This window comes from Caldithrix sp., assembly GCF_056497305.1.
Window position 1 is genome coordinate 26,999 of sequence record NZ_JBSMDE010000085.1, and the last position, 23,925, is coordinate 50,923.

The 23,925-nt window shown below is 47.2% G+C and carries 19 protein-coding genes and 2 pseudogenes; 10 read left to right on the forward strand and 11 right to left on the reverse strand.

All coding sequences use genetic code 11. From position 1 onward, the window contains the following. Positions 1-230: 230 nt before the first annotated feature. Both tpx and ACWB0I_RS07525 read right to left on the reverse strand, forming a co-directional pair. Complete coding sequence (tpx, locus tag ACWB0I_RS07520; RefSeq protein ID WP_479387439.1) at positions 231-734, reverse strand: thiol peroxidase; 504 nt, start codon at positions 732-734, stop codon at positions 231-233. Between the two features lie 378 nt (positions 735-1,112). Further along, positions 1,113-2,423, reverse strand: a complete 1,311-nt coding sequence (locus tag ACWB0I_RS07525; protein WP_479387440.1) for an SPL family radical SAM protein — start codon at positions 2,421-2,423, stop codon at positions 1,113-1,115. Positions 2,424-2,593: 170 nt separating this feature from the next. Between ACWB0I_RS07525 and ACWB0I_RS07530 the strand changes: the two genes are divergently transcribed. From ACWB0I_RS07530 to ACWB0I_RS07565, 8 genes are all read left to right on the forward strand, one after another. Beyond that, positions 2,594-2,992, forward strand: coding sequence for a secondary thiamine-phosphate synthase enzyme YjbQ (locus ACWB0I_RS07530; RefSeq protein ID WP_479387441.1), 399 nt, complete (start codon positions 2,594-2,596; stop codon positions 2,990-2,992). 103 nt (positions 2,993-3,095) lie between these two features. Beyond that, positions 3,096-4,679, forward strand: a complete 1,584-nt coding sequence (locus ACWB0I_RS07535; RefSeq protein WP_479387442.1) for a hypothetical protein — start codon at positions 3,096-3,098, stop codon at positions 4,677-4,679. Positions 4,680-4,701: 22 nt separating this feature from the next. Then, a complete protein-coding gene (locus ACWB0I_RS07540; protein WP_479387443.1) occupies positions 4,702-5,568 on the forward strand; it encodes a Rossmann-like and DUF2520 domain-containing protein in 867 nt (288 codons plus the stop codon). After that, positions 5,558-6,379, forward strand: a complete 822-nt coding sequence (gene hisJ / locus ACWB0I_RS07545) for a histidinol-phosphatase HisJ (RefSeq protein ID WP_479387444.1) — start codon at positions 5,558-5,560, stop codon at positions 6,377-6,379. The genes ACWB0I_RS07540 and hisJ overlap by 11 nt, the downstream gene beginning before the upstream one ends. Before the next feature lie 10 nt (positions 6,380-6,389). Continuing rightward, the gene (locus tag ACWB0I_RS07550; protein WP_479387445.1) at positions 6,390-6,809 is read left to right on the forward strand and encodes a CoA-binding protein; all 420 of its coding nucleotides are present in this window, start codon (positions 6,390-6,392) and stop codon (positions 6,807-6,809) included. Between the two features lies 1 nt (position 6,810). Further along, a complete protein-coding gene (locus ACWB0I_RS07555; protein ID WP_479387446.1) occupies positions 6,811-7,686 on the forward strand; it encodes a TraB/GumN family protein in 876 nt (291 codons plus the stop codon). A 10-nt stretch (positions 7,687-7,696) separates the two neighbouring features. Then, the gene (locus ACWB0I_RS07560; protein ID WP_479387447.1) at positions 7,697-8,467 is read left to right on the forward strand and encodes a DUF72 domain-containing protein; all 771 of its coding nucleotides are present in this window, start codon (positions 7,697-7,699) and stop codon (positions 8,465-8,467) included. 14 nt (positions 8,468-8,481) lie between these two features. Next, complete coding sequence (locus ACWB0I_RS07565; RefSeq protein ID WP_479387448.1) at positions 8,482-9,717, forward strand: exo-beta-N-acetylmuramidase NamZ family protein; 1,236 nt, start codon at positions 8,482-8,484, stop codon at positions 9,715-9,717. A gap of 332 nt (positions 9,718-10,049) precedes the next feature. Here the strand turns inward: ACWB0I_RS07565 and ACWB0I_RS07570 are convergent, their stop codons facing one another. Then, positions 10,050-11,918: a metallophosphoesterase family protein gene (locus ACWB0I_RS07570; RefSeq protein WP_479387449.1), complete on the reverse strand. Its 1,869-nt coding sequence runs from the start codon at positions 11,916-11,918 to the stop codon at positions 10,050-10,052. 178 nt (positions 11,919-12,096) lie between these two features. Here ACWB0I_RS07570 and ACWB0I_RS07575 point away from each other — a divergent pair, with 178 nt between their 5' ends. Further along, positions 12,097-12,303: a hypothetical protein gene (locus tag ACWB0I_RS07575; RefSeq protein ID WP_479387450.1), complete on the forward strand. Its 207-nt coding sequence runs from the start codon at positions 12,097-12,099 to the stop codon at positions 12,301-12,303. A gap of 67 nt (positions 12,304-12,370) precedes the next feature. On the opposite strand, the gene lhgO is transcribed toward ACWB0I_RS07575, so the two are convergent. The 8 genes and pseudogenes from lhgO to lepA all read right to left on the reverse strand — a co-directional run bounded on the left by lhgO (position 12,371) and on the right by lepA (position 22,521). After that, entirely contained in the window at positions 12,371-13,579 is a 1,209-nt protein-coding gene (gene lhgO, locus ACWB0I_RS07580) for an L-2-hydroxyglutarate oxidase (protein WP_479387451.1), read from the reverse strand. Beyond that, positions 13,560-14,396, reverse strand: coding sequence for a PSP1 domain-containing protein (locus tag ACWB0I_RS07585; RefSeq protein WP_479387452.1), 837 nt, complete (start codon positions 14,394-14,396; stop codon positions 13,560-13,562). Before ACWB0I_RS07585 ends, lhgO begins: the two co-directional genes overlap by 20 nt. Next, positions 14,393-15,493 (reverse strand): DNA polymerase III subunit delta', encoded by a 1,101-nt coding sequence (gene holB / locus ACWB0I_RS07590; protein ID WP_479387453.1) that lies wholly within the window; start codon positions 15,491-15,493, stop codon positions 14,393-14,395. Before holB ends, ACWB0I_RS07585 begins: the two co-directional genes overlap by 4 nt. A gap of 258 nt (positions 15,494-15,751) precedes the next feature. Continuing rightward, positions 15,752-17,014, reverse strand: coding sequence for an asparagine synthetase B (locus ACWB0I_RS07595; protein ID WP_479387457.1), 1,263 nt, complete (start codon positions 17,012-17,014; stop codon positions 15,752-15,754). Continuing rightward, positions 17,014-18,849, reverse strand: coding sequence for a tetratricopeptide repeat protein (locus ACWB0I_RS07600; RefSeq protein ID WP_479387454.1), 1,836 nt, complete (start codon positions 18,847-18,849; stop codon positions 17,014-17,016). Before ACWB0I_RS07600 ends, ACWB0I_RS07595 begins: the two co-directional genes overlap by 1 nt. Then, positions 18,824-19,984, reverse strand: a complete 1,161-nt coding sequence (hemW, locus tag ACWB0I_RS07605; RefSeq protein ID WP_479387455.1) for a radical SAM family heme chaperone HemW — start codon at positions 19,982-19,984, stop codon at positions 18,824-18,826. Before hemW ends, ACWB0I_RS07600 begins: the two co-directional genes overlap by 26 nt. Further along, positions 19,981-20,697 (reverse strand): annotated as a pseudogene (gene lepB, locus ACWB0I_RS07610) (signal peptidase I). The gene hemW and the pseudogene lepB overlap by 4 nt, the downstream one beginning before the upstream one ends. Positions 20,698-20,715: 18 nt before the next feature. After that, on the reverse strand, positions 20,716-22,521 hold the full coding sequence (lepA, locus tag ACWB0I_RS07615; protein WP_479387456.1) for a translation elongation factor 4: 1,806 nt from the start codon (positions 22,519-22,521) through the stop codon (positions 20,716-20,718). 402 nt (positions 22,522-22,923) lie between these two features. Here lepA and ACWB0I_RS07620 point away from each other — a divergent pair. Further along, positions 22,924-23,925 (forward strand): annotated as a pseudogene (locus ACWB0I_RS07620) (hypothetical protein); the annotation flags it as partial.

Consider the following 23,925-nt stretch of genomic DNA (forward strand, 5'->3'; position numbering starts at 1 on the left):
TAATTTTTAATTTTTTAATTAAAAATGCCTTTTGGTGTATTGGGGGATCGGAGTCCGCTTCAAGTAAAAAAACCGGCCCTCATCAACTCTGAAAGACCGGTCTAACGTTGAATTCCATCAATAAATAGTGCTCGGTAAGATTGGCTTCTGAGATACTTCCTCGCCCAAGCTCGAAAGGTTTTGAGCAAAACGCTACATCCGTAAAATACAGGGATAAGGCGCGTTTATGATTATTCCGAAAGAGCCTGTAAGGCAGCCTGGTAATCGGGCTCCTGGGTAATTTCGGGCACCAGTTCGGTATGTAAAATTTTACCGTTTTCATCGGCCACAATCACTGTGCGGGCAAACAGACCACGCATCGGACCGTCTATGATTCGGACGCCATAGGTTTCGCCAAAACCGCGTTCGTGCAATTCTGATAGGTTGACGACGTTTTCAATGCCTTCCGTGGTACAAAAGCGTTTGTGGGCAAATGGTAAGTCCATGGAAACACAGAGGACTTTTGTGTTTTGCAGACCGGCTGCCAGTTCATTAAACTTGCGTACGCTATTGGCGCAAACAGAGGTGTCCAGACTGGGGAAAATGTTTAACACCAGGCGTTGCCCGGAAAAATCTTTTAAACACACATCCCCTAAATCGGTGGTGGTTAAACTGAAATCCGGTAATTGGCTGCCTACCGCGGGCACATCGCCAGAGGTGTGGATTGGATTGCCTTTTAATTTAACTTCTGCCATAAGTAAACCCCTTTTCATTGTTTGTTAACATCAAATGGTTTTAACTATGGTAACGATGTTTTTATTTCCTGTCAGTTGGGTAATGTTTAAAGAAATTACTGATTCAACAGAGGCGAAACAAAAAAACGCTGATTTTGTTATTAAAAAGAAATCAGCCCTTTATTCCACCGCAAAGTGCGCAAAAAATCGCCCAAAATTATGATTCTGTAAATGATTAATAAAATTTTTGCACGCTCAGGCAATCGATCTTTTGAGGGCAGTATTTTAACATTTTGGGTGCTTTTTCTTTTTACCAGAAGGAAGATCTTCTGCCCATTCCGAAGATGTGTTTTTTTAATCCGGGGCTAATTTAGCAAAAAGGGGCTGAATGAGAGCGCTTTACAGCTCTGCTGGATTAAGGATGTTTTGTGGGAAACCAATTTTTTTAAAACTGGATTGTAATAAAGCCTGCTCAAAAGCCTCGTTATTGGGATAAACAAAACCAAAGCTCTGGCGCCAGATGTCGGCTTTTTCCATGCACAGGTAAAAAAAGACGTTTTGGTGCCAGGGTGCAAAGGCCTGGTACATGGTGCGGAACATTTCAATTTTAATGGGGTCCGGGTAGGTCCATTTGCCATGCGGATCGGGGACCAGGGGCATTTGAAGGATTCGCGTTTTAAAGCCTTTTTTTCGAATTTGTTTAATGACCGGCCGAATCAGAGTAACCGAGCCCAGAGAGATGAACAGTACCTGCTCAGGATCAAACAGGTCCATCAAACGTCGGGCTAAATTCGGGTAGGCGGTTGACCATTCATCGTAGTAGATCATGGGATGAAAGTGAAACCCCACTTTGCCGCCGCGTTGCGAAACGGTACGCGCCGCTTTTAGGCGGTTTTCCAGGCTGGCTGTAAAATGCTCTTCGTTTTCAATAATGATTTGTGGATTTAATGACCAGGTGCAAACAATGTTGGGCGGAATTTCATGTTCCAGAAAATAATGAATATTGGCCGATTTGGTTTTAAATTCTAATAACACATTGGGATGTCTTCGCGCGAATTGAAATAAGGCATCCAGCATGCCGTTGCGATTGCCCCAGACCAGCGAATCAGATGACTGTCCCGTTCCAATATGGATCAGCTGTTCCGGATTAATCGGAATGTTGGCCAGCTTTTGCTCCAGATCGGCGTCAAAGGTAACCTGATCGCTGTAAAAGGTTTGAATGGTGCAGTAGCTGCAGCCGAAGGCACAGGTTTCAACCGCATCGATTGTTCGCAAATTGCAACAAACCGTCTTTTCTGAAGCAACGGGACACCAGCCAAAGATGTTTTTATTTGAATGTGAGTCAACCAATTGCGTGCGACTGATTTTTTTTGGCACTTCTCCTTTGAAATCGTTGTACGTTTTAGGTTGAGCTTTTAAGGCTTGCAGGCGAGGGGTAAAAACTGAAAAGAACTTTTCCCTCTGGTTTCGGCCGCTTGCTCTGGAAAGATGGGGTAGAACTTGCTCATTGATCCATTGCCGCAATCCGGGCATACCCCACATTTCAAAATCGCGTGCCGCATCCACCAGTTGTTTAAATTCCTGGAAACTAAAATGGAATTCAGCAAACAGTTCTTTTAAAAACAACTGCTCTTCAACCGGCAATTGTAAAAAGAGGGTCTGCTGTTTAAATTGTTCAAATTTTGCCTGCCAGTCTTTTCGTTTGGCCATAAAAGTCCTTATTTTATGATAATGGTTTTGTAACGCACCAAATTTACAGGATATTTCGCAAAAGGCAAGACCATTTTTGGCTGAGAACGCCAGATCGGAAAACAGATTTTGGTTAAGTTGGCAATTTTTTTAAATTCCAAAAAAAACAGAACGAACAGGGAGATACCGCTATGGAAAAAATAGATGTACGAACCGCTCGTCGTACAGAGCTAATCGATATTACGGGTCTGGTGCAAAAAGCCGTAACCAACGTTGGATTGCAGGAAGGTTTGGTGGTTGTTTTTGTACCGCACACCACTGCGGCTGTAACCATCAACGAGAATGCCGATCCAAGCGTTCAACGGGATATTCTGCACGAAGTCAATAAAGTGATTCCCTTTGAAGACGGCTACCATCATCTGGAAGGTAATTCGGCGGCTCACATTAAGGCCTCGTTGTTTGGAAGTTCGGAAACCATCCTTGTACAAAATGGTCGCTTACAGTTAGGCACCTGGCAGGGCATCTATTTTTGTGAATTTGATGGCCCCCGCCAGCGTAAAGTCTGGTTGCAATTTATTTCTGCTTCCTAAATTTAAATCGGGTGCAGAAAAATGAAGTGCATCACATTTTGATTTGATGTTATTCATTAATTCCTTTATTTTTGGTAAACAAACCTAATTTGAGGAAATAACGATGTTAGAAGATGTAATGGAAATTTTTATTGAACGTATTCGGAAAAAAGTATTAGCCGATAATAAGATGACCGAGATCCCTCTGGCCTACCTGGTGACACTGGACATTCCGCAGTCCATCAAACACTTTTTTGATCAGGAGGTCGAACTGTGGATTCGCGAGGAAGAAGAAAAATTTACCAGCAGCGATCGCTTTAACTATGATTTACCGGAAGTACGCGTGTTAATCGATCAGATTTTCGATATCCTTAAACAAACCGCGCAATTCAGTTTGCCCAAATTTAATCAGCTATTGGAAAGAGCGGTTAAATTACAGCTGAATTTCATCATTCAACCCCATCGTACCCTGACCCAGTTTCTTTTCAAAGATAGCCGCATCATCTCTACCATAGAGGTGTACGACACGTTAAAGTACTTTTTTCAATTCGAATATTACAAAGAGGCTATTTCCGATTATTTTAACACCAAGTACATGAAGCAGATTTCGCAGGAACAGTTTGTTAATCTAATCAATAAGATTGATGAAAAAGTGTTCGCGGAAAATCGGATTGAAATGACGCTCAAAGTCATCAAAACCATCATGAACTTTTTAAGCGAAGCCAAAGGCACAGAGGTCACTTCGCTGCCCACCGATGTTTTATTGGCTGCCCTGAAAGACCGCAATTTGGATGACCTGGTGGCCCGCGTTGAACAGGCCCAAGACCAGATTCAACTGGATGAGATGTCATTTGATGATATTGAGAGTATCTTGTTCGGCCGGTTCGCCGAAATGCCGGAAACTCCGCCTGCTGAAAAATTTACAATCGATGAAATTCCAGGCATTGAAGAAGAAAAATTGACGATTCCGGTCGATGATATTGAGGTCGGTGAGGAAACCCCACTCGAAAAACAGGTTGGAGGCGCGGTAGATGAACTGGAACGTTTTGATGAAAAATTGCGTGAATTGGAAGTCGAAGAAGAGGAAGAGTTTGAATTTGATGAAGAGGAAGAGGAAGTCCAGCCCGCTGAAATAGAACCCACTTTGGAACAGGAAGAAGCGCTGTCTATGGAAGAAGAAATCCCGGCTGAAGAAGAAGCTCCGCTACAAGAGATGGAGATGGAACCTTCTGAAGCAGAAGAAACTTTCAGTCCCCCGCAAGAGGTAATGCCCGAGGCGGAAGCCGAGGTTGAAGAAGAAGCCGAACCTCTGGAAGAAGAACCGGTAGCAGAAGAAGAGGTGGCCGAGAGCGCAGAAAGCGCCGGGCCTTCCAGAGTAGCCGAAGACCTGGCCGAACATCTGGCTAAACAGATTGCCGGCGAAGGACCGCTGGAAGATTTAAACAACATGATAAAAGGCCGAACGCGAAAAAAGATTATCAAAAAATTGTTCCGCAAAGATGAAGCCGCTTTCAATGAATTCATTAATCATTTAAATGCCATGTCTTCCTGGAAAGAAGCTTCGCATTACATCGATGATACCTTTTACGAGTTGAACATCAATCCCTATTCCAAAGAAGCCATTGCCTTTAGCGATATTGTTTACATGCGCTTCTTTCCCAAAGACAAGTACATCGGCCAAAAATTGGAAGAAGACAAATTTGACTGATGGGACATGGTGAAGGCGCTGGATGCAAAATATTTTAATTATTGGCTGGGGTAAAGTAGGAAGCAGTCTCTTTAATCTGTTTAGGGCCCTGAACCGCCATCAAATTTTTGTGCTGGACACAAAAAAAGAATATGAACAACAATGGGCGGCCTATTTGCCCGCTGAGGCGTTTTTTACCCGTTTTGAAGACCTGCGGCACCGTGTCTTTAGCATGATAGCCATCTGCACCCCGGATGATCAGATTGCCTCTCTGCTGCCGGAATTGGAACAGATGGCCTTAAAAGGTTGCCAGGTGTTCCACACCTCAGGCAGTAAATCGGCAAATGTATTGCAGCCTCTAAAAGAGAGTGGTGCCCTGGTGGGCAGCCTCCATCCTTTACAAACGTTCAATACTCTATTTTTATCCGTCGAACACTGGCGCAACATCATCTGTACTTTTCAGGGAGATGCGGCTTTATTTGAGGCCCTACGTGACCTTTTACAGAAATTTCAGGTGCGGATTGTAAAAATTAATGCCCAACAAAAACAGATGCTCCATCTGGCGGCCACCATAGCAGCCAATTTTCAGGTTGCGCTTTACAGCTGGGCCGAGCAGTTGTTGTCAAGCGGGGGCCTGGAAGCGCACAATTTGAATGAATGGTTGGGTCCCCTGATCAGGCAGGTGACCGAAAACCTGAAAAAACAGCCGATTGAAAAGATTTTAAGCGGGCCCCTGCAGCGTGGCGATTTGAGCACGTTAGCCGAGCATCTCGAAATCTTGAAAAAACAGCCCGTTCCCCATGATGCAGAGCTGTACCGTTTACTCAGTCTAAAATTGCTGGAAAATGAGCGCTTTCCGATCAATCGTCGTTCATCATTAAAAAAATTTCTGGAACAATATGAAACTTGATTACCATCTCCATATGCGCTTGTGCAAACACGCCAGCGGGCAGATGGCCGAATATGTGGAACAGGCCATCGCTCTGGGCTTTGAAGAGATTGCCTTTACCGATCACATTCCACTGCCGGACCATTTTGATCAGGTCCATCGCATGTCGTTTTCGGAAATGGAAGGTTACCTTGCTGAGATCGAGTCGTTAAAAACGCGCTATCGCGAAATCAGAATCTTGCGGGGCATTGAGGCCGATTTTTACGACGGCTTTGAAGAATATTTAGCCGATTTCTTAAGACGTTTTGATCTGGAAATTGTTATCCTTTCGGTGCATTTTATTCGAACATGGCCTGCCGGAAATTGGGTTTTCGATTATCATTTTCCGCACAAATCCCTAAGCGCTGTGTATTCGGACTATTTGCAGGCCCTGATGCGCGGGGTGCAAACCGGCTTGTTTAATGTGCTTGGGCACCTGGATCTGATTAAACGGCCGCAAGCCCGACTGATTGACGAGAATGAGTCGGAAGTGCGAACGCTGCTCGAGCTAATCCGAAAACAGAATATGGCTGTAGAAATCAACAGCTCCGGTTTACGAAAGGCCATCGGACAACCCTATCCGGACTACGGCCTGTGGCCGCTCCTGGCCGAATACCAATTGCCGCTGACCCTGGGCTCTGACGCTCACGCAGCCAATCAGGTGGGCTTTGCCTTTGACGTGCTGGAAACGCAACTGGCAAAGGTCAAAGGTCTGCAAAAAGTGCATTTCGAAAGGGGCCGATTCAGGCCGGTGCCATGGGCCGACTGGTCGCTTGCCGTTCAACAGAGTTAAGGAGAAAACCATGCAGGATATCTGGAGAGAAGTCAATCAGGACATCGATCAGATCATTAAAACTTACCGAAAAGTGGCTGTGGTCGGCATCTCCGATAAACCCTACCGGCCCAGTCATGATGTGGCCCGGTACCTTAAGAACCACGGTTTTACCATTTATCCGGTCAATCCCCGCCTGGATCAGGTATTGGGCCTGCCGTGTTACCCCTCGCTTAAAGAAATTCCGGAAACCGTTGAAATTGTGGATATCTTCCGCCGCTCTGAACTGGTTTTACCCATTGTGCAGGAAGCCATTGAAATTGGAGCCAAAGTGGTCTGGATGCAATTAGGGGTAATTAATGAACAGGCTGCCCGCCTGGCTCTGAATGCCGGGCTAAAGGTGGTGATGGATGCCTGTTTGAAGATAGAAGCAGCTGCTCGGGGTGTGTAACATGAACAAACAAAAAAATCTTAATCTGAAATTTTTTGTACTTTTCTTTCTCTTCACAACCCTGCTGGCCGGAGAAAAACACTGCTTATGGCAGGTTCAGGGACAAAAGAACAGCCTCTTTTTGCTGGGTTCCGTCCACATGCTGACCAAAGCACAATACCCCCTGCCGGCTGTTTTCGATTCCGTTTACGCGCACAGTGATGCGCTTATTTTTGAAGTCGATGTAGATAGCGCGCGCTCGCCACGAGCTGCTGCCATGCTGCTGCAAAAAGGTCTGCTGGATTCTGACCAGACCCTGAGAGATGTACTCAAAGAGGAGACCTTCAGGAAAGTCCAGGCAGCGCTCAGGGCATTGGGGCAACCCCCAGAGCTGTATTTGAAAATGAAGCCCTGGTTCTTAAGTTTGATGCTCAATCAGTTAAAATTAAACAGCCTGCATTTTGATCCCCGCTTAGGCCTGGAGATGTATTTTTCTGCCAGAGCCAAACAGGACCGCAAGCCAGTCAGCGGCCTGGAAACTCTGGCAGAACAGGTCGCCTTATTGGAGAAACTCTCAAATCTGAATGCCGATCAACTGGCGCTGGAAACCCTGGATGAAATTGAGCGCACCGAAGGCATGATGGCAGAATTAATCACCGCCTGGCAAACCGGAAATAGTTCCCTGCTGGATTCCTTAATGAATGTCGGACTGCAGGCTTTTCCGGAGGTTGGAGACTTTTTACTGGTCAAACGCAATCTGGCCTGGCTGTCGAAAATCGAGCCCCTACTGCAGGATCAGAAAAATTATTTGATTGTAGTTGGAGCTGGACATCTGGTCGGCTCCAGAGGCCTGGTACAACTTTTGCGCCAGAAAGGTTACCGTGTAACACAAATGTAGAAAGCAAGCTGTGAACCAATCTAAATTGTACATCGGGACATCCGGCTGGTCCTACAAAGACTGGAAAGGCGTTTTTTACCCGGAAACATTGAAGAATAACGAATATTTGAATTTTTACAGTCAACGTTTCAACAGCGTGGAAGTGGATTCTACCTTTTACGGAATCCCGAGAAAGACAACGGTTGAAAACTGGTTCCGACAAACCCCGGAAAATTTCGTTTTTACCTTAAAGGTTCCGCAAATCATTACCCATGAGAAACGCCTGGAACAATGTACAACAGAATGGCAAACCTTTCTGGAGGTCACTTCTCTTTTACAAAATAAACGCGGCCCGCTCATCCTGCAATTTGACTACAAATTTACCTTTAAAGATTATTTTCAGCCCTTGCAATCCTTTCTGGCTGCGCATCATACTCAGGCGACTCTGGCTGTGGAGATCAGAAACCGGGAGTGGCATAAGGCGCAATTTTACGAAATGCTCAGGTCGTACCAGACGGCTCTGGTTTTGAATGACCTGTACTACATGCCGCGTGTGGTAGAACTTACCGCTCCGTTTACCATCGTTCGGCTGCTGGGCAATCGCAAGCAAATTCCGGATGACTTTTCGCATGTGCGTGTTGATCGTACCAGAGATTTAAACTGGTGGGCTGAAAAGATTGAACATTTTTTAGAAAAGGAGCTGGAAGTTTACGTGTACTCCAACAATCGCTATCAGGGACACGCCCCTTCCACCATTCAATCTTTGTTGAAATTACTGGAACAAAAGCAAATGCGCTTTTAAAGAGGAGCAAACTCATGCGTCGAGGAGTTATTATTTTGTGCTGCCTGGTATTGTGGCTGGTGAGCTGCGGGCTTGACAAAAACAAGGGAGTGCTTACCGGTCTGGATCGTGTGGCCGAATATGAACACTGGTTTAAGGACAAAAATCTGGGCATCATTGCCAATCACACCGCTTTCAACCGGAACGGGCAATTCATTCTCAATGTTTTTCAGCAAATGCGCGGCGTAAAAATCCGCGCTCTGTTTGGCCCTGAACACGGATTTAGAGGTAATTATTCGGCTGGCAAAAAAATAGAGGGACACACCTTTCTCGATTCCATTCCCATTTACAGTCTGTACGGAAAAAATGTTAAACCAACAGCCCGGATGTTACAGGACATCGATGTTTTAATATTTGACATTCAGGATATCGGAGCGCGCTTTTACACCTATATCTGGACCATGGCTCTGGCCATGGAAGCGGCTGCAGAACAGGGCATCCCTTTTGTTGTCCTGGATCGGCCTAATCCCATTAATGGACTGGATATGGAAGGGCCTTTGCTGGACACAACCTTTGCCTCTTTTGTCGGGCTGTATCCCATTCCTGTGCGGCACGGTATGACCGTTGGCGAACTGGCAACTCTGTTCAATGAACAGGGCTGGCTAAAAGGAGGGATTAAAGCCGACCTGCATGTGATTCCCATGAAAAACTGGCGGCGTTCCATGTGGTTTGATCAAACCGGTTTGAAATTTATTGCGCCTTCGCCTAACATGCCCAATCTGCAGACGGCCATCGTTTACCCGGGGTTATGTCTGTTAGAGGGTACCAATGTTTCCGAGGGGCGCGGCACTCCAGCTCCGTTTTTACAATTTGGCGCGCCATGGATTGAAAAGGAAAAACTGCGGCAGAGTTTACAGCGCTTTCATTTGCCCGGATTGCAATTTAAGCCCATTGATTTCCGGCCGGTTTCCATGCCAGGTAAGGCGTTGCACCCCAAATATGAAAATATGCCTTGCTCCGGTATTCAGATCGTTTTAACGGAACGGCAAGATGTACAACCTTTTAAAACCGGGGTGTTTATCATTAAAACCCTGCACGATTTGTTTCCCGATCAGTTCCAATGGCGTGTGCGCCACTTTGATCGTTTGTGCGGCACCGACCGCCTGAGAAAGGCTATTGATCATGGCGAGGAACTGCAGCCTCTGTTGGATGAATGGCAAAAGGATGTAGCGGCCTTTGCCCGTTTACGGCAGCCCTATTTACTGTACTAAACGGCCTTTTATCTTTAGGATCCTAACCCCCCGCCCCCCTTCCCTCCTTTTAATAAAGGGAAGGGGGAGCAGATTGTGCCGCTTTGCTAAGTTTTACTCTGATATGTTAAGATATTTTGCCATTTTCTATTTGCAAACTTTACGCACTTTGTGAATGCTTTGCCTGTCCCCGAAAACGGGATTTCCGTTGCGCTCCAACCGGTGGCCAGACGGGCCTGTCCCCGAGAATCGGGATTTCTGCTTCGCTACAACCGGCTGCGCCTGCCAGACGGGCGTTCTTTGCGACTTCTTTGCTCCCTTTGTTGTTTTTTAATGGTTGTGGCCTTGCTGCCTTAGCGTAAGGTAAAGGCATCAACCAGACCCAGGGTGTCTGGATTGTACACCTTAACTTCAATGCTTTGGCCATTTACATAGAAAAAGACCAGCGCATTTTGCGTAGTAAAGCCCTGAACTTTGTCCGACCATGGTGTTTTCTCCTGAGCGTAGTACGGCGCCCCGGCCGCGCCGTTGTTAATCTGCCATAGGGTTCGTTTTAATTGGATTTTAGGACCGGAGTACTGCGCCGGGTAGATGGTGGTGTTGGGCCCGATCTCTGTGCGGCAGTAGTTGTGTTCATCGCCGGTTAAAATAGCCGCCACTTTGGATGTTTCATTGACGATAAGTTGCAAAAGCTGGTCTCTCCGTTCAATGATTCCCTTGTTCAGCGGTTGACCGTTGACTACGGCCCGCGGCTCATTGGAGCCGCCGTACCACATGTCGTCGCCTACATGCCCGCCATTGGGGAAAAAGGGCGTGTGCTCGGTAATAAAAATATGATCGATCCGCTCGTCCTGCTCTAACTGCTTTAGGGTCTTTTTCAGCCATTTCAATTGCTGATCCATGATGTAACCGTGCAGATTGCCGCTGGTTTCCGGATGGTATTTTAAACTGGGGGCGTACCAGTAATTGGAGTTTAAAACAACCACGGCTACATTGTCGTACAGGTAGTAAAAGACATTTTCCCTGTACGAAGGGAAATCCGTTTGTTGGGGATCAGGATCGTACCAGGCCCCGTCTTCGCTTTGCGGGCCGTTTAAAGGATTGACAAAATTACGGGCAAAGGCCGCTTCAGCCGATTCCGTCTGATAAGGAAAACGGTCGATGGAGTAACGCCGGCCATTCTGATCATAAAAGGTGTAGATCAGTGCTTCGTGATTGCCCATGCCAACCATTACCGGAAAGTAGTGGGCAAAGGGTTCAATGGCTTTTTTCCAGTTGGCGTATTGCACATCGATTTCGGCTTTATTGGTTTTGTAGCCGCTGATTAGATCGCCGGTGAATTGTAAAAATGCGGCTTCTTTTTGTGCGGCCAGGGCCATGATCTTTTTGGTCATGTAATAGTTGGGGCCAAAAAAATTACGCTCCCCGCCGCCGCTGCCGCCGCGCGAATCACTGGCGTAGGCAAAAACAAAGGGTTTGCGGCTGCCGGGCGCCGGCGCCGTGCGAAATGAGTAACTCTGAGACAGCGGGCCGACCCGCACGGTGTAGGTGTAAAGATGATCCGCTTTTAAGTTTTGTACAGTTATTTCGTGAGTGGTAAGGGGTTCTTCCTCGGTCAACTCTTGCTGGCCCACGGTCAGAGTGCTGGTTACAGGCTGGCTGGTTTTGAAAGAAATGGTCACGCTCTTTTCGCTCAGCAGATTCACAAAGGGACCTTCGGAAATAGTGGGAATCACGGTAAAAGGTCCGCGTCCCCGAAAGGAGACCCGGCCTTCATAGAGCAGATTGCCCCGAGCATCGGCTACGCGATAGCCCAGAGTAGCAAAGCCCTTTTGCTGCCAGCCAACCATATCGTATTTGCCGCTCATTTTGTGCAAAATGTCAATATCGGCCTGGCCTTTTGTTATTTTTGCGGGATGTTTAAAATACACAGGCTGGGGGTATTTACCGTCCTTAAAATGAATAAAGCCATAGTAGAGCGTTCCCTTAAACTCAGGGTCTTTAAAATCAAAATGCAAACCGCTGGCAGTTCCCATGGGATTACCGGAGAGATGCTCCATGGTGTACATGGATTGCGCTGTTTGTTCGGGAAAGAGCTGATCGTTCAGCTGTAGATAAAGACGCTGATCTTTACCCCACTGTAAATGAGAATATGAAGCCGGGATGTATTGCGCCACAAGCCCACTTACAATGAGGATGAGGATGAACCATATTTTGTACATGATGCCTCCTGCGTTAAAATTTTTTTGTAATTTAATGTCAAAAAGGATGTAAAACCAGATTAAAAAATGGAGATTTTGGGTCTATTGATTTCATTTTTAGAATACTTCCTTTAAAACTTCAAATGCTTTAGCGTGCGAAAATTTTTGTGCTGTGTGAGGAAGTAAAAAGGTTGAGTTGTTGAATTGTTTAATTGTTGAATGGCCAGTCCGTCTGGACACCGTCCAGACGGGCGGGCCTGTACCAGAAAATCGGGAATTCCGCTTCGTTCCAACCGGCTGCTCCGGCCAGACGGGCCTGTCAGGCTGTGCCTGCCAGACTGGCCTGCCCGGCAGCATGACGGGGGCTCTTTGCGGTTTTTTAAAGGTTGCCGATGTGCTGCCTTAGATTGCAGGAAAAGCGCTCCGCCCATCCAGCGAAAGGCAGTCTTTGGGCAAGGTTGGGGGCACCCTGATTACAATTGAAAATTTTTCCCGGCAATACGGGCAATGGTCTGTCCGATGCTCAATGAAGCCGTGGCAGCCGGCGAGGGGGCATTCAAAACGTGAATCATCTGCGGCGCTTCCATGATCCGAAAATCATCGACCAGAAGCCCGGATTTTTCCAGTGCCTGAGCCCGAACTCCGGCGCCGCCGGGTTCCAGATCCGCTTCTTCAATTGCCGGAATTAAGCGCTGCAGGGCGCGCACAAAAGCCGTTTTACTGAACGAACGGTAGTACTCGGCCAGGCCAATTTTAAGGTAATTTTTGGCCAGTCGCAAAAAACCGGGGTAGGTAAAGGTCTCCACAGTGTCGCGTAAAGAAAAACTGAATTTTGTGTAGCCTTCGCGTTTAAAGGCCAGAACAGCGTTGGGGCCGGCTTCTACGCCGCCATCGATCATTCTGGTGAAATGGACGCCTAAAAAGGGAAAGGCCGGATCGGGCACCGGGTAGATCAGGTTTTTGACCAGGTAGCGTTTTTGTGGTTTGATTTTGTAATATTCGCCGCGAAAAGGGACGATTTTTACATCCGGTTTTAGCCCGCACTTTCGGGCAATGCGATCGGAATAGAGGCCTCCGCAATTGATCAGAAAAGAGGCTTCGATTACCTGTTGACCGGCGTCGATTAAGTGTGTGCTCCCGTTCCGTTTTAAACTCCTGAATCGATGGTTGAGTAGAACCGGATGGCCGGCCTCCTGCAGTAATTCGGCTAATTTTTGCGCTACCTGGCGGTAATCGACAATACCGGTTTCCGGCACCAGCAAGCCGGCAATGCCCTGCACATGCGGTTCGTATTTTTTTAAATCGGCCTGTTCCAGCCACTGTAATCCCTTTAAGCCGTTGGCCAGTCCTCGGTTGTGCAGATCCTTTAAACGGGGAATTTCTTCTTCATGGGTAGCCACTACCAATTTCCCGCAGCGTTCGTGCGGGATGTTGTGTTCGGCGCAAAATTGGTACATGGCTTCCCGACCTTCCACGCAATTTTTGGCCTTGAGCGAGCCGGGTTTGTAATACAGACCGGAATGGATTACGCCGCTGTTGTTGCCCGTCTGATGGGCTGCCAGGCGGTTTTCACTTTCGATAACGGCAATCTTCGCGCGTGTATTTTGCATCAGTCGGTAGGCGGTAGCCAGGCCTACAATACCGCCTCCAATAATGAGCACATCAAATTTCTGCCGGGGCATAAAATGTTTCCTTTGTTAGCTCCATGAATTTTTCCAGAGGGACGGCGTCCAGTTCATCCTCATTGGGAAATCGCAAATAGATCATTTCTTTAAAAATATCGATTTTTTCCACATAGGCTTCGCCGCGCCTGGTTAACACCTTGCTGTCGATCTGTGGATATTTTTGCAGATTTTCTTCATAAAATGTTTTTTCGTACACCAGACAACATTTTAAGCGACCACAAACACCGGTGAGTTTACAGGTATTGAGGGGCAGGTTTTGGAGACGGGCATATTGCGTGGTGATCGGTTCAAATTCCTGCACAAAGCAGGAACAGCACAAGGGTTTACCACAAACTCCCAGGCCGCCGAGGCGTCGGGCTTCGTCCCGCACACCGATCTGGCGCAACTCAATTCTGGTGCGGTATTTGGCCGCCAGGTCGCGTACCAGAGCCCGAAAGTCAACGCGCGTGTCGCTGGTAAAATAGAAGGTCAGTTTGTTGTTGTCGAACTGGTATTCAACATCAACCAGTTTCATGTTGAGCTTGTGATTTTTGATCTTTTCCCGACCCACTAAAAAGGCCTGAGCCTCTTTTTCCCGGTTTTCCTTGAGTTTTTCCAGGTCTTCGGGCACGGCCTTACGAATGATATTTTTGGGTACGCCCCGAATGTTGGTCAGGGCGACCAGACGCCCAATTTTGTTAACCCGTCCCAGGTCGATCCCTTTGTCAGCTTCTACAATCACATAATCGCCAGGTTTAACTTTGATCTCTTTTGGATTGAAGTAAGGGACGCGTTTATTGCCCTTAAACTCTATTTCTATGATCTCTGGTGTCATATTGCCTCCTTAAGTTCTCTTAATGGCCCAAACCATGCGTGCATTTGAATGGCCAGATTGAACCAGGTCATCATGGAATGGGCGTTGTTTTCAATAGCTCGTTGTGCCTTTTCAATGCCTTGAATGATTTCACTTATCTGGATTTGCGGATATGATTGAGAGAACTTATGTAGAGATTCCTGAAAATCAATATTGATTAGCCGCTTGTAGTCGGGCTCATGTTTTAAATGTAACACATCAGTAAACCAGCTGTGGAGCAAATGCAGAAGTTCCAGATGGCTTTGCTGTGCGCTTCGCAATGGCAATTTCTCCAGCAATTCGTTAATATGGAAGTAATTTTCTACGGCTACGGCGCGGATGAACTCCAGCATCCATTGTTTTTGCTGCGAATAGTCGGCGTGCAACATTTGAAAAATGCGTTTAATGTTGTAATGAGAAAGACGAATAAGAGGCCGCAGGTCCTCTTCAGTCGGTTCGTATTGTTTTACAATCTGTTCGATCTGTTCATCGCTGAATTCTGGAAAGTAAACGGGCTGGCAGCGTGAACGAATGGTGTCTAACATGGTGTGCAGAGTTTTGCTGATTAAAATGATTAAAAATTTTTCGGGCGGCTCTTCCAGCAATTTCAAAAAGGAGTTGGCCGCTTCCCGCGAAAAATATTCCGCCCCACTGATAATAATAACCCGATACCCACCTTCGAATGAGGCGTATTTTGCTTCTTCTTTCAATTCGCGAATGGCGTCAATGGAGATGTTCTTGTTGCCGACCAGGGGCAGGGCAGCGTAGGGATTGGCCACCTTGGTTTGAATAATCTCCTTGACCTGTTCGTGTTTGATGGTTTTGGGGGCAGGAAAGATGAATTTGATGTCCGGATGGTTAAAATGAGCAATGCGCTTACAATTAGCGCATTCACCGCAGGGGCGTTCTTTTTCGGAAGTACAATTCAAAGCGCGGGCCAGGTGCAGGGCAAAGGCTTCCTTACCGCGCCCCTCTTCTCCGTAAAACACATAGGCATGGGCCAGACGTCCATTCCGGATCGAGTTACTAAACAGAGCCTTGATTCGTTCCTGTACAACAATTCGGTTAAAATAGTTCATCTATATTCATGTACTCATGGTCAATTGCATTTCATTTAAATATAAACAAAATTTTGTTAATTTTAAAAAAAATTCGTGATCTTTTTCCCTAAAATGCAACAATTTTTTTAGTTCGTGGCCTTTTTTTGAAATGGACATCTGGTCGACGGTTAAAAATCGGCTTCTGTTCCGTTTAATGCAAAGTAGAAAAAGGGTTTAAATTGCTTTTTCCGGGAGCGGGCGCCAAATACCGGGCCAGCTCTTTGCCGGGCGGATGAATCAGGTTTTGAGCTTTTTCTTCTTGGCCGCCGGGAACAAGATATTATTCAGAATCAGGCGGTAACCGGGTGAGTTCTTGTGCAGGCTGAGATCGGTTGGCGGATCACCCACGCGGTGCGTGTAATCCTCAGGATCGTGTCCCCCGTAAAATGTAAAGGTGCCTTTGCCCAAATTCCCGTGAATGTACTTCACTTCGTCGGTTCCTTCAATTTTGCCCATGATGGTTACATTGGGCTTAATCTTTTCTTCGCGGAACATGGTGGTTTGTCCCATGAAACCTTTGATCACATTGACATGATTTTGAGTAAGCATAGTGGGCACCGGATCATATTTGGCAGAAAATTCAAAGAGGGTAAAGTAGTCAGATTCTGGATCCCGCACCCGCGGCATGTGGCTGGGCGGCACATCGATGTCAGAAAACTCGTAAATAGCCGGATCGGTAATCAGTTTAAAGTTCTGGAAGGCAAAGGTCTGGCTAAAGTCCAGTTTTTTCTGGTAGTCTGGATCGATGCCATCGCCGTCAAAAACCGCGTCACAAATATCGGTGTTCTGGGCGGCCAGAGCGATATCCAGGGCATCGGTGGCTGAACACATGGCAAACAAAAAACCCCCGTTCATTACGTAACGTCGAATTTCGATGGCCACGGCAGCTTTTTCTTTGCTAACTTTGCTGAAGCCTAATTCTCTGGCCAGACGTTCCGCTTCCAACTGTTGTTTAATGTACCAGGGCTGATTGTGAAAGGCGGCCCAGAATTTTCCGTACTGTCCGGTAAAATCTTCGTGATGCAGGTGTAGCCAGTCGTATTCGGCCAATTTGCCATCCAGCACCTCGCGATCGTACACTTTGTCGTACTTGATCTCCGCGTAGTTCATGGCCAGGGTTACGGCGTCATCCCAGGGCTGGGTGGTAGGCGGGGTGTAAACGGCGATTTTGGGCGCCTTTTCCAGCAGAACCCGTTCCATGTTGTTCTCTTCGATTTCAGCGTAAATCTGATTGACCTGGGCTCCGTTTTTCAACTCGTAGGTCACCCCGCGTAACTGGCACTCCTCGCGAAACAGGGGCGTATCGGTGAACAAAAAGGAACCGCCACGATAATTGAGCAGCCATTCCACGTTCACGCCCTGGGTTAAAATCCAGTAAGCCACTCCGTAGGCCTTTAAGTGGTCGTTCTGGGAAAGGTCCATGGGGATGAGGATGAATTGCGCCCTTACCAGGTTCATCCAGATAAAGGCAAAAAGGACGATTTTTTTAAAGGCGTTCATCATGGCACCTGTTCTTTTTTCAATTTATTTTTTAGAAAACGCGCCCGCTCTCTGGCTTGTTCCACAAAAAAACTATTGGGGTACTGCGTGATGACCAGACGGTAGGTATTAAAGGCCTCCCGGGTTTGGCGCTGCCGTTCCTGAATGTTGCCCAGGGTAAACAACAGGCGGTCCAGGTTGACGTAATCGGGCGAATGTTCGAGCACATGGGCAATCAGGGCCCGGGCTTCGTCCCACTTGTGCAGCTTGATGTACAATTGCACAGCACGTTCGGCGCATTGTGCCGAAAGAGGGCCGTTTTTTAGAGCCAGTTCTTTAAAAATACCGGCAGCCTGTGAAAGTTTTTTCTGGGCGATTAAAAATTCGGCGCGACCAAATTCCGTAAGCGTGGCTGAATCCTGCGGGCTGTGGTTCAGGAGCAACAGGCGTTGCAATACATTGTTTTTTAGAGAGTCGCCTGGTGATAGCCTGGCCGATAGGCTGGCAAAGGCATTGCGCGCAGCAGATAATTTCCCTTCGTAGAACAGTAATTCTGCCTGCTGATAGGCGGCCAGGTTTTGCAGATTTTTAAAATGGATTTGTTTTAAAAATTGGCGGGCCGCAGACAAATCGCCTTTGGTCAGGTAGCATCTGGCCAGTTTAAAGCGCACGCCATCCTGTTGTCGGGCGTTCAACGGCGCTGTTAAAAAGCGCTGGTAATCGCGAATGGCCTGGTCAATGTCTTCGAAGTATTGGAAATAAATATCGCCGCGCAGTTGCAGAGCCTGCCAGCGGTAACTGGTTTTTTGCTTGCTGTGTAGCAGATCGTCAATGGTTTGCAGAGCCTGATTGATGGCTTTTTGCGCCTTTTTCGTTTTTTGCTGCGCCGATTGTTTTTGGGCCCGGGCAAAATAAATCTGGGCCAGCTGGTAAATATATTGTTGTTTTTGAGCTTCCTGTTTGGTCTGGGCGATGAGCAGTTTTAAGCCCTGAATGGCAAAAGCGTAGGCCTGGTTCTGGCTGGCTTTGTGAATGAATTGCAACAGGTAGTTGGTTCGAGGCGCCTTTTTGTGTAAATCCCTGTACATGGCGAAGGAATGTTCGAAATCGCCGGAGCGCAGGTACAAATCGGCCAGGATTTGCTGGATGCCGATCCGCGTACTGTGCTCTTTTAGATAGTTCTCGATGGAGGCAATCATTTGATGCACGGCCGAACTGTCTGCAGACATGGCGATGATTTGACTGTTGACAAACGAAAATTGTTTGGGGAAGTGTTCCAGATATTTCAGGTAACTAATCGCCGCCTGGCCGTAATCCAATTGCGCCCGATAAAGCAGGGCAATATCGCGATACAGGCTGTACATGCTTTTTGTTTTTTGAATGCCCATGCGGTAAGTTTCGATGGCTTTGTCGTACAGGCGTAATTCGATGAGCACATTGCCCAACAGGCGGTACAGGTAGGCGTTTTGCCCGTGGCTTTGTAACAGGTTGTCCCACAAATCAAAAGCCTGATCGCGATGGTCGTTTAAATAATAGGCCTTGCCCAGTTTAACCTGATATTCCAGATCAGCTGGGAATTTCTGAGTCAGATTTTGCAGGAAAACGATCAGCTCGTCGTAGCGTTTTAATTTTTCGTAGCAGAACTGAATGTCGTTGATCACCAGTCGTGTTGTGCGGCCAGCATTGTAGATTTGCAGGTAAAGTTCCAGTGCTTCCTCGTAATTGCCGCTGTTTTTGAACAACGTGGCCATGCGTAAGCGGCTGTCGGTCTGGGCCAACAGCTGTCCGGCAAAGGCCAGAAGCAAAAGGAAGAGAGATATTTTTTTTAGATCAGGCAAAGTGTTGTAAAATTTCATCGCAAACAGCCATTCCTTTTTGGGTTAGACGAAAAACCGGTCCTTCTAAAACAGCCAGCTCTCGATCGATCAACATCTCTATGGTTGAACGATAGGTTTGCTGAAAAGATCGTTGAAACGTACGCTCAAAATAGGCAAGATCGATTCCCTGGTACGTGCGCAAGCGCAAAAAGATGTGTTCGAATACTCTGGTTTGTGGGGAGAGTTGCTCCTCAAAAGCGCGCGGTAAGCGATCTTGCTGTAAAAGATGCAGGTAGGTCTGGAGCGAACGAACATTACCCCAGCGCTGATCAGCCCAGAAAGAATGGGCCGAGGGGCCAAAGCCAAGATAGGGGACGTGCAGCCAGTACTTGTAGTTGTGGCGCGAAACGAAGGGTTCGGATCTGGCAAAATTGGAGACCTCGTAGTGCTGAAAACCGTGTTCGGTCAAAAATTGATGCGTGAAATTGAAAAAGCGCAATTCCGTTTCTTCTTCCTGGGGCTGCAATTGGCCTTTCTGGCGCATTTTGTAAAAGGGCGTATTGGGTTCAAAAATGAGATTGTAAGCCGAAATATGTTCCGGCTCCAGTTGCAGGGCCTGCTTCAGGTTGGTCTGCCAGGAATCCATCGATTGCCCGGGCAGGGCGTAAATTAAATCGATGCTCATATTGCTAAAGCCGGCCCAACGGGCGGCCTGAAAGGTTTCAATGGCCTGGCTGGCATTGTGAATGCGTTCCAGTAAGTTCAATTCGTGATCGTTAAAACTCTGAACCCCCATGCTCAGGCGATTGACGCCCAGCTGTTTGAAGAGCGGTAATTTTTCTTTTTCGGTAGCGCCAGGATTCATCTCCAGCGTAATCTCGCAGTCATCGCTAATATGGAACAGGCGGTAAAGTGAAGAGAGTATTTTTTTTAGTTGATCTGCTTCCAGCAAGGAAGGCGTGCCCCCGCCGAAATAGAGAGTGTCAAACACATCTGTGGGCTGTAGACGTCTGGCTACCAGTTCCATTTCCCGACACAGGGCATCCACAAACAGGCCCTGCTGGCTCCGGTTGGTGATGGAGTAGAAGTCGCAGTAACCACATTTGTGTTCACAGAACGGAATATGCAGGTAAATGCCCGGATTAGAAGTAATGTTGGTTTGCGTGCGCCTCATCGAATCACGCGGCCAATGCGACCAAATCGTATTTTTTTGAAAAATTGCGTAATGGGCACGTGGGAATTCCAGGAGAAGTAGATGATCAGGGCCTGACCCACGATTTCAGAATGATCGACAAATCCCCAGACGCGACTGTCAGAACTGTTGTCCCGATTGTCGCCCATCACCCAATATTTGTTTTTGGGAACGGTAATGGGGCCGTAATTGTCGCGGCTGCCCAGATTGCGAAACGTAGGAAAAAAGAAGTGTCCCTCGTCCCGGCGAAAAATTCTGGGATCGGTAAATTTCCCGTTAGGCGGAAAAGGAAATTTCTTGCCGTCCACGTAAACAACCTTGTCGATGATCTCTACCGTCTGGCCCCCTACAGCGATGCAGCGTTTGATGTAATCCATGGAGTGATCGCGCGGGTAACGAAAGATGACCACGTCATAAGGCTGCGGATTGCGCAATGCCGGTAAGCGTTACCAGGGCAAATCTACGCCAACCTTGGTGTAAGGAATGCCGATCCAGTCTGGTGTCCGCATGCCGTAATTGAATTTATTGACCAGCAGAAAATCACCGATTAACAGGGTGTTTTCCATGGAAGAAGTGGGAATGGTGTAAGCTTGCACCAGAAACTGACGAATAATCAATGCTGCGATTAAAGCCGAGAAGAGTCCCTCTGTAAAATTTTTAAAACGACTCTTGCGTTTTACAACCGGTTTAGACAAAATGCCTCCTTGGTAATATCAATCTTCTTTATTCATTGAAAGAACGGCCAGGAAAGCTTCCTGGGGAATTTCAACCCGGCCAACCTGTTTCATACGCTTTTTACCTTCTTTTTGTTTCTCAAGCAATTTGCGTTTACGCGTGATGTCGCCGCCGTAACACTTGGCTGTAACGTTCTTGCGCAAAGGCTTAACCGTTTGCCGGGCAATGATCTTACTGCCAATAGCAGCCTGGATGGCCACTTCGAACAATTGACGCGGAATCAATTGTTTGAGGTGCCGACACAAGCGTTGTCCCATCTCGTAGGCTTTGCTCTCATGGACAATAGTAGAAAGGGCATCGACTGGCTCGCCATTGATCAGAATGTCCAGTTTAACCAGTTTGCCTTCCCGGTAACCGTCGAATTCGTAATCAAACGATGCGTAACCGCGGGAAACGGATTTGAGACGATCGTAAAAATCAAAAATGACTTCAGACAAAGGAAAGAGGAAAGTCAGATCAGCGCGCGTCGGATCCAGGTAAGAGGTGGATTTAAAGATGGCCCGCTTTTCCTGAGAAAGTTTCATCACGTTGCCAATGTACTCGGAAGGCGTGATGATTTGAGCCGAAATGTAAGGTTCTTCAATGTGATCCACTTCTGCCAGGTTGGGCAGATCGGTTGGTGTGTGGATTTCCACAACGGAACCGTTTTTCAGGTGTACCTGGTAAACCACATTGGGCACGGTATTGATGATACTTAAATTGTATTCGCGTTCCAGACGTTCCTGTACGATCTCCATGTGCAGTAAGCCTAAAAATCCGCAACGAAAGCCAAATCCCAGCGCTTTGGACGTTTCTGGTTCGTAGATCAAGGCCGAATCGTTCAAAGAGAGTTTGTCCAGTGCGTCACGCAGGTCTTCAAAGTCGTCGGAATCGATGGGGAAGATTCCGGAAAAGACCATGGGTTTGATCTCTTTGTAGCCGGGTAAGGGTTCCCGGGCCGGTTTTTTGGCGTGCGTGACCGTGTCGCCTACGCGAATGTCTTTAATGTTTTTGGCGCCGGAAATCAGATAGCCCACTTCACCAGCCTGCAGTTCATCTACCGGTTGGCGACGTAGTTTTAAAATGCCGATTTCTTCGGCCTGGTAATCGCGTCCGGAGTTGAAAAAGCGAATGGCGTCGTTTTTACGAAGCGTACCGTTAAAGACGCGAATGTAGCTGATGGCGCCGCGGTAGTTATCGAACAGGGAATCAAAAACCAGTGCCTGCAACGGAGCCTGCAAATCGCCCCGGGGCGGCGGAATTTTTTGAACCACAGCTTCCAGAACTTCTTCCACGCCCAGACCGGTTTTGGCGCTGGTTAACAAAATCTCATCTTCTGAACAGCCGATGAGTTCGATCAACTGGTGTTGCACCACTTCAACCTGAGCGCTGGGTAAATCGACTTTGTTGATGACCGGGATAATTTGCAAATCGTTCTCGATGGCCAGGTACAGATTGCTAATGGTTTGTGCTTCCACGCCCTGAGCAGCATCAACTAGCAGCAAGGCCCCCTCGCAGGCGGCCAGACTGCGTGAGACTTCGTAGGTAAAGTCCACGTGACCGGGCGTGTCAATTAAGTTCAAGATGTATTCGTGTCCGTCTTTGGCCCGGTAGTTCATGCGCACCGGATGCGATTTAATGGTAATGCCCCGTTCGCGTTCCAGATCCATGTTGTCCAGCACCTGAGCCTTAAGCTCGCGTTGCGAAAGGGTGTGCGTGTATTCCAGCATGCGATCGGCCAGGGTAGACTTGCCGTGATCGATATGGGCGATAATACAAAAATTTCGAATGTATTTCTGATCCATTGTAATCCGATTTATTAATTTCAAAATTTTTAAGTTACTGATATTGATGAATAAAAGCAACTAAGGCAGCATAGCCGCAACCAAAATCAACCACAGAAAGCACAAAGATTTTGAAAAAAAATAAAATTTATTGACATGAAAGGCGAAAACTCAGCAAAGCGGCACAATTTGCTCCCTCTTCCCTTTATTAAAAGAAGGGAAGGGGGCCGGGGGGTTAGGATCTCCAGCACAAAAATTTTCGCATCCCGCTAAGCGGGATTATAAGTTTTGAAGGAAGTATTCTAAACTCCTAAACCACTAAACAGCTAAACCTCTACCCCCTTTCCCCTTATTCTTTCTTTTATACGTTCCCCGCCTTAAATTACCAATAGCCGTAACTTTAAAACCAACAGGAGTTATACCATGCCGTGCAAAAACAAAAATACTTTTTCCATTTTCATTTTTCCTTTTTCTTTTATCTTGATTCTTTTGACTTTTGTCTTGTTTCTTTCCTCTTGCAAAAGAAGCACCGAACCCGTTTACAACCCACAGAACCTGCAGCTACAGGTATTAGATGTTTCCTGCACCGAAGCCTGGCTGAGCCTGAAAGACAAAAACGATTACCTGAACAAAACACTCAAGCTGTTTCAAAACGACAGCCTGAAACTGGAAAGGACCTTGACCGCCAACGACAGCCTGTTGTACGTGGACGGTCTTTGGCCCAACACCAGTTACGAATTCAGGGCCGATCTTTACGATGGCGGAAAACTCCTTGCTAAAAGCGCCACAGTAACCGCCGCCACCATGGACACCACCAGCCATGCGTTTGAGTGGGAGGTGATTGAGTTCCCCAGTCCCTATGGCAGTGGCGCCCTGTATGATGTGGCGATTATCGATGAGGACGACATCTGGGCGGTGGGGGCGATATACAGCGATAGCGCCCAGCCCTGGCTGCCCTACAACTCGGTGCACTGGGATGGGGAGAAATGGGAGTTGAAGCGGATTACAGTAAAATTGAATTATGGTAATGGAAATATTATTATAACAAATGCGGATCCTTTAAAGACTGTTTATTATGAAAAAGATAATAATGACATTTGGTTTGTTTCCAGCGCTGGTGGTGTAACTAAATATAATAGTAATGACTATGAGTATCTAATAATCCCTCCTGGAAAAGGGCCGGGTGGAGCAAATGGTATCTGGGGTAATAAAAAATTGGGCTTATATTTTGTCAGCAATAATGGTCTCATTTCCCACTACGATGGTGAGCGCTGGCGTCGAATTGAGAGTGGTACGGGGACGATGATACAGGACATCTGGGGTGCGAAAGATTTAAAAACAGGGGAATGGGTAGTCTTATGTGCAGTTTCTCCTGGATACGGGGTGTCCGGTTCTGGAATTCTTCAGATTTATGAGGGTGGTAAG